This window comes from Pseudomonas sp. R84, from assembly GCF_009834515.1.
In the GTDB taxonomy this organism is placed as follows: Bacteria; Pseudomonadota; Gammaproteobacteria; order Pseudomonadales; family Pseudomonadaceae; genus Aquipseudomonas.
The window spans coordinates 6,022,603-6,035,066 of record NZ_CP019426.1 but is presented as its reverse complement, the minus strand read 5'-3'; the positions used below and the strand labels follow the sequence as shown (position 1 = coordinate 6,035,066).

The 12,464-nt window shown below is 60.8% G+C and carries 10 protein-coding genes; 8 read left to right on the top strand and 2 right to left on the bottom strand.

Annotated features, from left to right (window positions below; genetic code table 11):
* Positions 1-75: 75 nt before the first annotated feature.
* Together PspR84_RS26765 and PspR84_RS26760 are read right to left on the bottom strand one after the other, a co-directional pair.
* Positions 76-900 (bottom strand): NAD(P)-dependent oxidoreductase, encoded by an 825-nt coding sequence (locus PspR84_RS26765; protein ID WP_160059701.1) that lies wholly within the window; start codon positions 898-900, stop codon positions 76-78.
* Between the two features lie 174 nt (positions 901-1,074).
* A complete protein-coding gene (locus PspR84_RS26760) occupies positions 1,075-2,115 on the bottom strand; it encodes a low specificity L-threonine aldolase (RefSeq protein ID WP_160059700.1) in 1,041 nt (346 codons plus the stop codon).
* Positions 2,116-2,241: 126 nt separating this feature from the next.
* On the opposite strand from PspR84_RS26760, the gene PspR84_RS26755 reads away from it, so the two are divergent.
* The 8 genes from PspR84_RS26755 to fdhA all read left to right on the top strand — a co-directional run bounded on the left by PspR84_RS26755 (position 2,242) and on the right by fdhA (position 12,349).
* Entirely contained in the window at positions 2,242-2,952 is a 711-nt protein-coding gene (locus tag PspR84_RS26755) for a TraX family protein (protein ID WP_160059699.1), read from the top strand.
* 272 nt (positions 2,953-3,224) lie between these two features.
* Complete coding sequence (locus tag PspR84_RS26750) at positions 3,225-4,478, top strand: serine hydroxymethyltransferase (protein ID WP_007913117.1); 1,254 nt, start codon at positions 3,225-3,227, stop codon at positions 4,476-4,478.
* Positions 4,479-4,498: 20 nt separating this feature from the next.
* Positions 4,499-5,749, top strand: a complete 1,251-nt coding sequence (locus PspR84_RS26745) for a sarcosine oxidase subunit beta (RefSeq protein ID WP_003206307.1) — start codon at positions 4,499-4,501, stop codon at positions 5,747-5,749.
* Between the two features lie 14 nt (positions 5,750-5,763).
* Positions 5,764-6,093, top strand: a complete 330-nt coding sequence (locus tag PspR84_RS26740) for a sarcosine oxidase subunit delta (RefSeq protein WP_007913119.1) — start codon at positions 5,764-5,766, stop codon at positions 6,091-6,093.
* Positions 6,090-9,107, top strand: coding sequence for a sarcosine oxidase subunit alpha (locus PspR84_RS26735; RefSeq protein WP_160059698.1), 3,018 nt, complete (start codon positions 6,090-6,092; stop codon positions 9,105-9,107). Before PspR84_RS26740 ends, PspR84_RS26735 begins: the two co-directional genes overlap by 4 nt.
* Positions 9,108-9,267: 160 nt before the next feature.
* Positions 9,268-9,900 (top strand): sarcosine oxidase subunit gamma family protein, encoded by a 633-nt coding sequence (soxG, locus tag PspR84_RS26730; protein WP_160059697.1) that lies wholly within the window; start codon positions 9,268-9,270, stop codon positions 9,898-9,900.
* Positions 9,901-10,116: 216 nt separating this feature from the next.
* Positions 10,117-10,974: a formyltetrahydrofolate deformylase gene (gene purU, locus PspR84_RS26725; protein WP_008086918.1), complete on the top strand. Its 858-nt coding sequence runs from the start codon at positions 10,117-10,119 to the stop codon at positions 10,972-10,974.
* A gap of 175 nt (positions 10,975-11,149) precedes the next feature.
* A complete protein-coding gene (gene fdhA / locus PspR84_RS26720) occupies positions 11,150-12,349 on the top strand; it encodes a formaldehyde dehydrogenase, glutathione-independent (protein WP_034155015.1) in 1,200 nt (399 codons plus the stop codon).
* Positions 12,350-12,464: the final 115 nt, after the last annotated feature.

The window sequence follows — 12,464 nt, the reverse complement described above, 5'->3', positions numbered from 1 at the left end:
CACGTCGGCGTAATTCTCAAATATCCCCCAATCAGTCCCCTCTCCCTCTGGGAGAGGGCTAGGGTGAGGGGCTTTTCAGTCGATAAACAAATCCGTCATCAACGCCGCATTACTCTCCGGTTCAAACCGGTAATGCTCGAACTCGCTTACACCGCTCTCCTGCAAAATCTCCTCATCAATCAACAACCGCCCGGTAATCTGCCGTCCACTACTTTCCAGAATCACATGCGCCGCATCCGCCATGATCGAAGGCAGGCGCGCCTGTTTGAACGACTCCCGATTCCCCAACTGAAACTCGATCGCCGCTGTAGCAATCATCGTCTGCGGCCATAGCGAATTGACGCTGATGCCGTAACCGGCAAACTCCTCACTCATCCCCAGCGTCAGCATGCTCATGCCGTACTTGGTCACGGTGTAAGGGCTGAACTGTGCAAACCACTTGCTCGCCAGATTCAGCGGTGGCGACAGGTTGAGAATGTGCCCGGCGGACTTCTTCAGATAGGGCAGGGCGGCCTGGCTGCACAGCAACACCGCCCGGGTGTTGATCTGGTGCATCAGGTCGAACCGCTTGAGTTCGATGTGTTGCACACCGGTGAGCTTGATCGCCCCGGCGTTGTTCACCAGTGCATCGATGCCGCCGAAGTGCTCATTGGCCTGCGCAAGCGCTTTGCGCACAGCCTCTTCATCACGCACATCCACTTGCAGGGCCAGAGCCTTGCCGCCCGCCGCCTCGACTTCCGCCGCGACGCTGTGAATGGTCCCGGGCAACTTGGCGTGAGGTTCGGCGCTCTTCGCCGCAATCACGATATTGGCCCCGTCTCTGGCGGCCCGCAGCGCAATCTCACGACCAATGCCACGGCTGGCGCCGGTGATGAACAGGGTTTTGCCTTGTAACGACATGCCGATGCTCCTGCTTATTGTTATCTGAGCGGAGGGCTCGACAGACAATGTAGACCAAGCAGAAGCACAACCTGTGTAGGAGCTGCCGAAGGCTGCGATCTTTTGATTTTGTTTTTTAAGATCAAAAGATCGCAGCCTTCGGCAGCGCCTACAGGGGGAGGGTGTAGCGTCAGGTCAGGCGGACATGACTTTGCGGATGTCGCGGGCCAGTTCGCGGACGCGTTCTTCTTCGGTGTCCCACGAGCACATGAAGCGTGCGCCGCCCTTGCCGATGAAGGTGTAGAAGCGCCAGTTCTTCGCGGTCAGGGCGGCGATGGCCGGTTCCGAGAGTTGCAGGAACACGCCGTTGGCCTGCACCGGGAACATCAGTTCGACGCCGGGAATGTCGCTGACCAGTTCTGCCAGCAGTTGCGCGCAGTGGTTGGCGTGGCGGGCGTATTTGAGCCAGGCGTCGTTTTCGAGGATGCCGACCCACGGTGCCGAGAGGAAGCGCATTTTCGACGCCAACTGACCGGCCTGCTTGCAGCGATAGTCGAAGTCTTCCGCCAGTTTGTGGTTGAAGAACAGGATCGCCTCACCCACGGCCATGCCGTTCTTGGTGCCGCCGAAGCACAGCACGTCGACGCCGGCCTTCCAGGTCAGATCCGCTGGCGAGCAACCGAGGAATGCGCAGGCGTTGGAGAAGCGCGCGCCGTCCATGTGCAGGTGCAGGCCCAGCTCTTTGCAGGTGGCGCTGATGGCGCGGACTTCTTCCGGGGTGTAGACGCTGCCGACTTCGGTGGCCTGGGTCAGGGTGACCACGCGCGGTTTCGGGTAGTGAATGTCCTGACGCTTGAGCGCGACTTCGCGGATCGATTGCGGGGTGATCTTGCCGTTTTCAGTGCCGGCGATCAGCAGTTTCGAACCGTTGGAGAAGAATTCCGGGGCGCCGCATTCGTCGGTTTCGACGTGGGCGGTTTCCGAGCAGATCACGCTGTGGTAACTCTGGCACAGCGACGACAGGGCCAGCGAGTTGGCGGCGGTGCCGTTGAAGGCGAAGAACACTTCGCAGTCGGTTTCGAACAGTTTGCGGAAATGATCGGCCGCGCGCGCGGTCCATTCATCGTCGCCATACGCGCGCTGATGGCCGTGGTTGGCCTGCTCCATCGCGGCCCAGGCTTCAGGGCAGATTCCGGAATAGTTGTCGCTGGCGAATTGTTGGCTCTTGTCGGTCATGGCCGGCTTCCGTGGTCGAGACTCTTGTGAAGGCTCGTGGTCAATGATGGTGCGCACTTTACCGAAGATCTTCCGGGGAGCACACGGGATGTCGCTGGCAGAACAGTACATGGACGCAGGCCGATTATGCACCTGAGAAAACGTGACGGCGCGCTGGATCTGCTCAAGTGGCTGGCGCTGTTGAGCATGTTGTTCGATCACCTGCGATATGTCGGGTTCTCCGCCGATTGGCTGTATGTGCCGGGGCGGTTGGCGTTTCCGTGGTTTTGTCTGGCGATGGCGGCGAACCTGTCGCGCGATGGTTCGCGGAGGATGGAATGGCGCTATCTGGGCTGGTTGTTGCTGTTCAGTGCGGTGAGCGAAATACCGTATCGGTTGTACATTCCAGAGCCGGATACGTTGAATGTGATGCCAACGCTGGCGCTGGGGTTGCTGGTGGCGCGGGGGTGGCAGGATCCATCGATCATGTCGCGATTGCTGGGCGTTGCTGCGCTGGTGCTGGCGATAGTTTTCCCGGAACGACTGATGTTCGGCTTCTTCGGGGTTCTGCTCCCGTTGGCGATGCTGTTGATGTTTCGCCGCCCTTGGTACTTCAGCTTGCTGCCGGGTTTGATATGCCTCGCAGCGAATCAGTGGCAAGTGCTTTACGACTCGGCAAGGTTCGGTAGCAGCGTCGCCATTCTCGGTATTGCGACGTGCCTATTTGCGCCAATGCTCGGAATGTTCCTGTTGCGACATGCGCGACATCTCCAGCCGCCACCAATGCGGCGCTGGGCCTACGCCCTGTATCCCGCGCATTTTCTCCTGCTGCTCACGGTTCGCCAGTTGATCGCATAATCCCCTGTAGGAGTGAGCCTGCTCGCGATGGCGGCGTATCAGCCAACATTTGCTCAGCTGACCCACCGCCATCGCGAGCAGGCTCACTCCTACAGGGATCTGCGCAGATTCAACAAGGCATTTCAGGCCATGTCGTAAACGCACCTTTGCGTGGCGCGCGCAGGCATTTGAGCTGTCTGCGCCGGTCATACCATCGGCATCAAAGGGCACTGCCTTCATTGCCAGTGCCTTACCGAGACGAATGGCGCACAGATGCCGCTGGGAGAGACGCGATGTTCAGCAAGCAAGACCAGATCCAGGGTTACGACGATGCACTGCTGGCGGCGATGAATGCCGAGGAGCAACGTCAGGAAGATCACATCGAGCTGATCGCGTCAGAAAACTACACCAGCAAACGCGTGATGCAAGCGCAAGGCAGTGGCCTGACCAACAAATACGCCGAAGGCTATCCGGGCAAGCGCTACTACGGTGGCTGCGAGCACGTCGATAAAGTCGAAGCGCTGGCCATCGAGCGGGCCAAGCAACTGTTCGGCGCCGATTACGCCAACGTCCAGCCACACTCCGGTTCATCGGCCAACAGTGCTGTTTACCTGGCGCTGATCCAGCCGGGCGACACCATCCTCGGCATGAGCCTGGCCCACGGTGGTCACTTGACCCACGGCGCCAAAGTGTCGTCTTCGGGCAAGCTCTATAACGCTGTGCAGTACGGCATCAACACCGACACCGGGCTGATCGATTACGACGAAGTCGAGCGTCTCGCCGTCGAATCCAAGCCGAAAATGATCGTCGCCGGTTTCTCCGCTTACTCGAAGACTCTGGACTTCCCGCGCTTCCGTCAGATCGCTGACAAGGTCGGCGCGCTGCTGTTTGTCGACATGGCCCACGTTGCCGGTCTGGTTGCCGCCGGTCTGTACCCGAACCCGCTGCCGTACGCCGACGTGGTTACCACCACTACGCACAAAACCCTGCGCGGTCCACGTGGCGGGCTGATCCTGGCCAAGTCCAACGAAGAGATCGAGAAGAAGCTCAACGCGGCGGTATTCCCCGGCGCTCAGGGCGGCCCGCTGATGCACGTCATCGCCGGTAAAGCCGTGTGCTTCAAAGAAGCACTGGAGCCGGGCTTCAAGGCGTATCAGCAACAAGTGATCGACAACGCTCAGGCGATGGCCAGCGTGTTTATCAAACGTGGCTACGATGTAGTGTCCGGTGGCACCGACAACCACTTGTTCCTGGTCAGCCTGATCCGTCAGGGCCTGACCGGCAAAGATGCCGACGCCGCCCTTGGCCGTGCCCACATCACCGTCAACAAGAATGCCGTGCCGAACGACCCGCAATCGCCGTTCGTGACCTCGGGCCTGCGCATCGGCACCCCGGCCGTCACTACTCGCGGCTTCAAGGTGACCCAGTGCGAAGTGTTGGCTGGCTGGATCTGCGACATCCTCGACAACCTCGGCGATGCCGATGTCGAGGCCAATGTTGCCCAGCAAGTGTCGGCCCTGTGCGCAGACTTCCCGGTTTATCGCTGAGTGTTCTGGAGTAACTGACTATGCAACGCTATTCGGGCTTCGGCCTCTTCAAACACTCCCTCAGCCACCACGAAAACTGGCAGCGCATGTGGCGCACGCCAACGCCGAAAAAAGTCTACGACGTGGTCATCGTCGGCGGCGGCGGGCACGGTCTGGCGACCGCCTACTATCTGGCGAAAGAACACGGCATCACCAACGTCGCCGTGGTCGAGAAGGGCTGGCTGGGCGGCGGTAACACCGCGCGCAACACCACCATCGTGCGTTCCAACTACCTGTGGGACGAGTCGGCGCACCTCTACGAACACGCGATGAAATTGTGGGAAGGCCTGTCGCAGGACCTCAACTACAACGTGATGTTCTCCCAGCGTGGCGTCTACAACCTGTGCCACACCCTGCAGGACATCCGTGATTCCGAGCGTCGGGTCAGCGCCAACCGCCTCAACGGCGTCGATGGCGAGCTGCTCAACGCCAAGCAAGTCGCTGACGAGATTCCGTACCTCGACTGCTCGAAAAACACTCGCTACCCGGTGATGGGCGCCACCGTTCAGCGTCGCGGCGGCGTCGCCCGTCACGATGCCGTGGCCTGGGGCTTTGCCCGTGCCGCCGACGCCTTGGGCGTGGACTTGATCCAGCAGACCGAAGTCATTGGTTTCCGCAAGGAAAACGGCGTGTGCATCGGTGTTGAAACCAACAAGGGTTTCATCGGCGCCAAACGCGTCGGTGTGGTCACTGCCGGTAACTCCGGGCACATGGCCAAACTCGCCGGTTTCCGTCTGCCGATCGAATCCCACCCGCTGCAAGCGCTGGTGTCCGAGCCGATCAAGCCGATTATCGACAGCGTGATCATGTCCAACGCCGTGCACGGTTACATCAGCCAGTCCGACAAGGGCGACCTGGTGATCGGTGCCGGCATCGACGGCTACAACGGCTACGGCCAGCGCGGTTCGTACCCGGTGATCGAGCACACCATTCAGGCCATCGTCGAGATGTTCCCGGTACTGTCGCGCGTACGCATGAACCGTCAGTGGGGCGGCATCGTCGACACCACCCCGGACGCTTGCCCGATCATTTCGAAAACCCCGGTACCGAACATGTTCTTCAACTGCGGTTGGGGCACCGGTGGTTTCAAAGCGACACCTGGCTCGGGCAACGTGTTTGCCGCGAGTCTGGCCAAGGGTGAAATGCACCCGTTGGCCGCACCGTTTTCCATCGACCGTTTCCACAACGGCGCACTCATCGACGAACACGGCGCTGCTGCCGTCGCCCACTAACAGGAGAAATCCCCATGTTGCATATCTTCTGTCCTCACTGCGGCGAACTGCGCTCCGAAGAGGAATTCCACGCATCCGGTCAGGCGCACATTCCGCGCCCGCTCGACCCTGGCGCCTGCACCGACGAGGAGTGGGGCGACTACATGTTCTTCCGCGACAACCCGCGCGGTCTGCACCACGAACTGTGGGATCACGTCGCCGGTTGCCGCCAGTATTTCAACGTCACCCGCGACACCGTGACCTACGAGATTCTCGAAACCTACAAGATCGGCACCAAGCCGCAATTCACCGACAAGGCTGATTCGGCGAAAACAGCCACGACGGCGCTGGGAGAGAAGGTATGAGCCAGACCAATCGCCTGTCCAACGGTGGACGGATCGACCGCAACAAAGTGCTGAGCTTCACCTTCAACGGTCAGAGCTACAAAGGCTTCGAGGGTGACTCGCTGGCCGCCGCGCTGATCGCCAACGGCGTCGACATCATCGGGCGCAGCTTCAAGTACTCGCGTCCTCGCGGGATCTTCGCTGCCGGTGCCGAAGAGCCGAACGCGGTGCTGCAGATCGGCGCTACCGAAGCCACGCAGATTCCCAACGTGCGCGCCACGCAACAGGCGTTGTATCAAGGGCTGGTTGCGACCAGCACCAACGGCTGGCCGAGCGTCAACAACGACATGATGGGCATTCTCGGCAAGGTCGGCGGCAAGCTGATGCCGCCGGGTTTCTACTACAAAACCTTCATGTACCCGCAATCGTTCTGGATGACTTACGAGAAGTACATCCGTAAGGCAGCAGGTCTTGGCCGCTCGCCGACCGAGAACGATCCGGACACCTACGACTACATGAACCAGCACTGCGACGTGCTGATTGTTGGCGGTGGCCCGGCCGGTCTTTCTGCTGCACTGGCCGCTGCGCGCAGCGGTGCTCGCGTCATTCTGGCCGACGAGCAGGAAGAGTTCGGCGGCAGCCTGCTCGATTCGCGCGAAAGCCTCGACGGCAAACCTGCGATGGAGTGGGTTGCCAGCGTCATCACCGAACTGAAAAACACCCCGGACGTGCTGATCCTGCCGCGCGCCACGGTCAACGGTTACCACGACCATAACTTCCTGACCATTCACGAACGCCTCACCGATCACCTCGGCGACCGTGCGCCAATCGGTCAGGTGCGTCAGCGCATCCACCGCGTTCGCGCCAAGCGAGTGGTGCTGGCGACCGGTGCTTGCGAGCGTCCGCTGGTTTACGGCAACAACGACGTGCCGGGCAACATGCTCGCTGGTGCGGTGTCGACTTACGTGCGCCGTTACGGCGTAGCGCCGGGCAAGAAACTCGTGCTGTCGACCAACAACGACCACGCTTATCGCGTTGCTCTGGATTGGCTCGATGCCAGTCTGCAAGTGGTCGCCATCGCCGATGCGCGCAGCAATCCGCGTGGTGCGTTGGTAGAAGAGGCCCGCGCCAAAGGCATCCGCATCCTCACCGGTAGCGCCGTGATCGAGACCCGAGGCAGCAAGCGTGTCACCGCTGCCCGCGTCGCCGCGATTGATGTCAAAGCGCACGCCGTGACCAGTCCGGGCGAATGGCTGGACTGCGACGTGGTAGCCAGCTCCGGCGGCTATAGCCCGGTGGTTCACCTGGCCTCGCACTTGGGCGGCAAGCCGACCTGGCGCGAAGACATCCTCGGTTTCGTGCCGGGCGAAGCACCGCAGAAACGCGTGTGTGTCGGTGGCATCAACGGTGTTTATGGTCTCGGCGATTCGCTGGCCGATGGTTTTGAAGGTGGCGTGCGCGCCGCTGCCGAAGCCGGTTTCCAGACCGTCGAAGGCGTGTTGCCAAAAGCCTTGAGCCGTCACGAAGAACCGACGTTGGCGCTGTTCCAGGTGCCGCATGAAAAGAACACCGCACGGGCGCCGAAGCAATTCGTCGACCTGCAAAACGACGTGACCGCCGCCGCCATCGAACTGGCGACCCGTGAGGGTTTCGAATCGGTCGAGCACGTCAAACGCTACACCGCGCTGGGCTTCGGCACCGATCAGGGCAAGCTTGGCAACGTCAACGGTCTGGCCATTGCCGCCCGTTCGCTGAACGTGACCATTCCGCAGATGGGCACCACCATGTTCCGTCCGAACTACACGCCGGTGACTTTCGGTGCTGTGGCTGGCCGTCACTGTGGGCACATCTTCGAGCCGGTGCGTCACACCGCGCTGCATGCCTGGCATGTGAAGAATGGCGCCGAGTTTGAAGACGTCGGTCAGTGGAAGCGCCCATGGTACTTCCCGAAAAACGGTGAAGACCTGCATGCCGCCGTCAAGCGTGAATGCAAAGCCGTGCGCGACAGCGTCGGCCTGCTCGACGCTTCGACCCTCGGCAAGATCGACATCCAGGGCCCGGATGCCCGCGAGTTCCTCAACCGCGTTTACACCAACGCCTGGACCAAGCTCGACGTGGGCAAGGCTCGTTACGGTTTGATGTGCAAAGAAGACGGCATGGTCTTCGACGACGGTGTCACGGCGTGTCTGGCCGACAACCATTTCGTCATGACCACCACCACCGGCGGCGCGGCTCGCGTGCTGCAGTGGCTGGAGCTGTACCACCAGACCGAATGGCCGGACATGAAGGTCTACTTCACTTCCGTCACCGATCACTGGGCGACCATGACCCTGTCCGGGCCGAACAGCCGCAAGCTGCTCAGCGCCGTGACCGACATTGATCTGAGCAACGAAGCGTTCCCGTTCATGACCTGGAAAGAAGGTCTGGTCGGCGGCGTGCCGGCGCGGGTGTTCCGCATCTCGTTCACCGGTGAGTTGTCGTACGAAGTCAACGTGCAGGCCGACTATGCGATGGGCGTGCTGGAGAAAATCGTCGAGGCCGGCAAGCAGTACAACCTGACCCCGTACGGCACCGAGACCATGCACGTCCTGCGTGCCGAGAAGGGCTTCATCATTGTCGGCCAAGACACTGACGGCTCGATGACCCCGGACGACTTGAACATGGGCTGGTGCGTGGGTCGCACCAAACCGTTCTCGTGGATCGGCCAGCGTGGGATGAACCGTGAAGACTGCGTGAAGGATCAGCGTAAGCAATTGGTCGGTCTGAAGCCGATCGATCCGAATGTCTGGCTGCCGGAAGGTGCGCAGTTGGTGTTCAACACCAAGCAGGCGATTCCGATGACCATGGTCGGCCACGTGACCTCCAGCTACGCGCACAACTCCCTCGGTTATTCGTTTGCCATGGGTGTGGTCAAGGGCGGTCTGAAGCGTCTCGGTGAGCGGGTGTTTGCACCGCTGGCGGATGGCAGCGTGATCGAGGCGGAGATTGTTTCTTCGGTGTTCTTCGATCCGAAGGGTGATCGCCAGAATATTTGATGGTTCGGCGCCTGGGGAGTGCAGTTGCGCTGCGGTGACTTCATCGCGAGCAGGCTCACTCCTACAGGTGATCGCGTACCCCTTGTAGGAGTGAGCCTGCTCGCGATAGCGGTAGATCTGCCTACACAGGGCTCAAGTCAGAATTCAGCAAAGGTGCTTTATGACCACAGCCAATGTTTACCAACAACGCCCGACCACCGGCGCCAAGGCCGAGTCGTCGCTGCACCATGCCGACCTCGCCAGCCTGGTCGGCAAGGGCCGCAAGAACGCCGGCGTGATCGTGCGTGAAAAGAAACTCCTCGGTCACCTGACCATCCGTGGCGATGGCCACGATGCCGCGTTCGCCGCCGGTGTGCACAAAGCCCTGGGCATTGAATTGCCCGGCGCTCTGAGCGTCATCGTCAAAGGCGAAACCAGCCTGCAATGGATGGGCCCGGATGAGTGGCTGCTGATTGTGCCAAGCGGTGAAGAGTACGCCGCCGAACAGAAACTGCGTGAAGCGCTCGGCGATCTGCACATCGCGATCGTCAACGTCAGCGGCGGCCAGCAAGTGCTCGAACTGAGCGGGCCGAATGTACGTCAGGTGCTGATGAAGTCGACCAGCTATGACGTGCACCCGAACAACTTCCCGGTCGGGAAAGCGGTCGGCACGGTGTTCGCCAAGTCGCAGCTGATGATTCGACATACCGCTGAAGACACCTGGGAATTGCTGATTCGTCGCAGCTTTTCGGATTACTGGTGGTTGTGGTTGCAGGATGCATCGGCTGAGTACGGGTTGAGCGTTCAGGCCTGAAAGATCAAGAGCTACCCCCTCACCCCAGCCCTCTCCCCCAGGGGGGAGAGGGGGAAAGGGAGCAGATTTGTGGAGTTTTCGAGCCTGAGTTCGCCGCGATATTTCAGGTCGGCGTAGCTCGAAACAACACCTCGGTCAGTCCCCTCTCCCTCTGGGAGAGGGCTAGGGTGAGGGAAAACCTGACACCCCGCACAAAAGAACAGGAGTCACCGCACCATGAGCCGCGCCCCAGACACATGGATTCTGACCGCCGACTGCCCCAGCGTCCTCGGCACCGTGGACGCGGTGACGCGTTTCCTGTTCGAGCAGGGCTGCTACGTCACCGAGCACCATTCGTTCGATGACCGCCTCTCCGGGCGTTTCTTCATTCGCGTGGAATTTCGTCAGCCCGACGGCTTCGACGAACAGTCCTTCCGTGCCGGCCTCGCCGAACGCGGCCAGGCCTTCGGCATGATCTTCGAGCTGACCGCGCCGAACTACCGGCCAAAAGTGGTGATCATGGTCTCCAAGGCCGATCACTGCCTCAACGATTTGCTCTACCGCCAGCGCATTGGCCAGTTGTCGATGGACGTGGCGGCGGTAGTCTCCAACCATCCGGATTTGAAGCCGCTGGCCGACTGGCACCAGATTCCCTACTACCATTTCCCCCTCGACCCCAACGACAAGCCGTCGCAGGAGCGTCAGGTGTGGCAAGTGATCGAAGAGTCCGGCGCCGAACTGGTGATTCTCGCCCGCTACATGCAGGTGTTGTCGCCGGAACTGTGCCGCAAGCTCGATGGCAAGGCGATCAACATTCATCACTCGTTGCTGCCGGGCTTCAAGGGCGCCAAGCCGTATCACCAGGCTTACAACAAAGGCGTGAAACTGGTGGGCGCGACGGCGCATTACATCAATAACGATTTGGATGAAGGGCCGATCATTGCCCAGGGCGTCGAGGCGGTGGATCACAGTCATTACCCTGAGGATCTGATTGCCAAGGGGCGTGATATTGAAGGCCTGACACTTGCGCGGGCGGTTGGGTATCACATTGAGCGAAGGGTTTTCCTCAACGCCAATCGCACGGTCGTTCTTTAGATAGCTATCGCGAGCAGGCTCACTCCTACAAGGGGTACGCATTCCAATGTAGGAGTGAGCCTGCTCGCGATAGGGCCATAACAAGCAACGCAAAACCAACAAGCAATACCCGAGCATTCAACGCGCTGCCTGCCTGGGCAACGCGGTTCCATAAAAACAACAGCGAGGTGAAAGCATGTCTGGCAATCGTGGTGTGGTGTATCTCGGCGCTGGCAAGGTCGAAGTACAGAAAATCGACTATCCGAAAATGCAGGACCCGCGCGGTCGCAAGATCGAGCACGGGGTCATTCTCAAAGTGGTTTCCACCAATATCTGCGGCTCCGACCAGCACATGGTGCGCGGCCGTACCACGGCGCAGACCGGTCTGGTGCTGGGCCACGAGATCACCGGCGAGGTGATCGAAAAAGGCTCCGACGTCGAAAACCTGAAAATCGGTGACCTGGTTTCCGTACCGTTCAACGTGGCTTGCGGGCGCTGCCGTTCCTGCAAAGAGCAACACACCGGCGTCTGCCTGACCGTCAACCCGGCCCGTGCCGGCGGCGCATACGGCTACGTCGACATGGGCGACTGGACCGGTGGCCAAGCCGAATACGTGCTGGTGCCGTACGCCGACTTCAACTTGCTGAAACTGCCGGACCGCGACAAGGCCATGGAGAAAATCCGCGACCTGACCTGCCTCTCCGACATCCTCCCAACCGGTTACCACGGCGCCGTCACTGCCGGCGTTGGTCCGGGCAGCACCGTTTACATCGCGGGCGCCGGCCCGGTCGGTCTGGCCGCTGCCGCTTCCGCACGTTTGCTCGGTGCTGCGGTGGTGATCGTCGGCGACGTCAACACCATCCGCTTGGCTCACGCCAAATCCCAGGGTTTTGAAATCGTCGACCTGTCCAAGGACACGCCGCTGCACGAACAGATCGCCGCACTGCTCGGCGAGCCGGAAGTGGATTGCGCGGTGGACTGCGTCGGCTTCGAAGCACGCGGCCACGGCCACGACGGCGTGAAAGCCGAGGCTCCCGCCACCGTGCTCAACTCACTGATGGGCGTGGTGCGTGTCGCCGGCAAGATCGGTATCCCGGGCCTGTACGTCACCGAAGATCCGGGCGCCGTCGACGCCGCTGCGAAAATGGGCAGCCTGAGCATTCGCTTCGGTCTGGGCTGGGCGAAATCCCACAGCTTCCACACCGGCCAGACCCCGGTGATGAAGTACAACCGTCAACTGATGCAGGCGATCATGTGGGATCGCATCAACATCGCCGAAGTGGTGGGCGTGCAGGTGATCAGTCTGGATCAGGCGCCTGAAGGTTACGGCGAGTTCGATGCGGGCGTGCCGAAGAAGTTTGTGATTGATCCGCATAAGTTGTTTAGTGCGGCGTAGGCTTAAGCGCAATACAAAGCGGCGACCTCAGGGTCGCCGTTTTTGTTGCAAGCCAAGGTCAAGAGCTACCCTCATCGGAACGCCGCCCGCCCAGCCCTCTCCCGGAGGGAGATGG

Excerpts from the sequence above, each read along its gene's own strand:
- PspR84_RS26765 (WP_160059701.1), bottom strand. The coding sequence starts at position 900 with ATGTCGTTACAAGGCAAAACCCTGTTCATCACCGGCGCCAGCCGTGGC.
- PspR84_RS26760 (WP_160059700.1), bottom strand. The coding sequence starts at position 2,115 with ATGACCGACAAGAGCCAACAATTCGCCAGCGACAACTATTCCGGAATC.
- PspR84_RS26755 (WP_160059699.1), top strand. The coding sequence starts at position 2,242 with ATGCACCTGAGAAAACGTGACGGCGCGCTGGATCTGCTCAAGTGGCTG.
- PspR84_RS26750 (WP_007913117.1), top strand. The coding sequence starts at position 3,225 with ATGTTCAGCAAGCAAGACCAGATCCAGGGTTACGACGATGCACTGCTG.
- PspR84_RS26745 (WP_003206307.1), top strand. The coding sequence starts at position 4,499 with ATGCAACGCTATTCGGGCTTCGGCCTCTTCAAACACTCCCTCAGCCAC.
- PspR84_RS26740 (WP_007913119.1), top strand. The coding sequence starts at position 5,764 with ATGTTGCATATCTTCTGTCCTCACTGCGGCGAACTGCGCTCCGAAGAG.
- PspR84_RS26735 (WP_160059698.1), top strand. The coding sequence starts at position 6,090 with ATGAGCCAGACCAATCGCCTGTCCAACGGTGGACGGATCGACCGCAAC.
- soxG (WP_160059697.1), top strand. The coding sequence starts at position 9,268 with ATGACCACAGCCAATGTTTACCAACAACGCCCGACCACCGGCGCCAAG.
- purU (WP_008086918.1), top strand. The coding sequence starts at position 10,117 with ATGAGCCGCGCCCCAGACACATGGATTCTGACCGCCGACTGCCCCAGC.
- fdhA (WP_034155015.1), top strand. The coding sequence starts at position 11,150 with ATGTCTGGCAATCGTGGTGTGGTGTATCTCGGCGCTGGCAAGGTCGAA.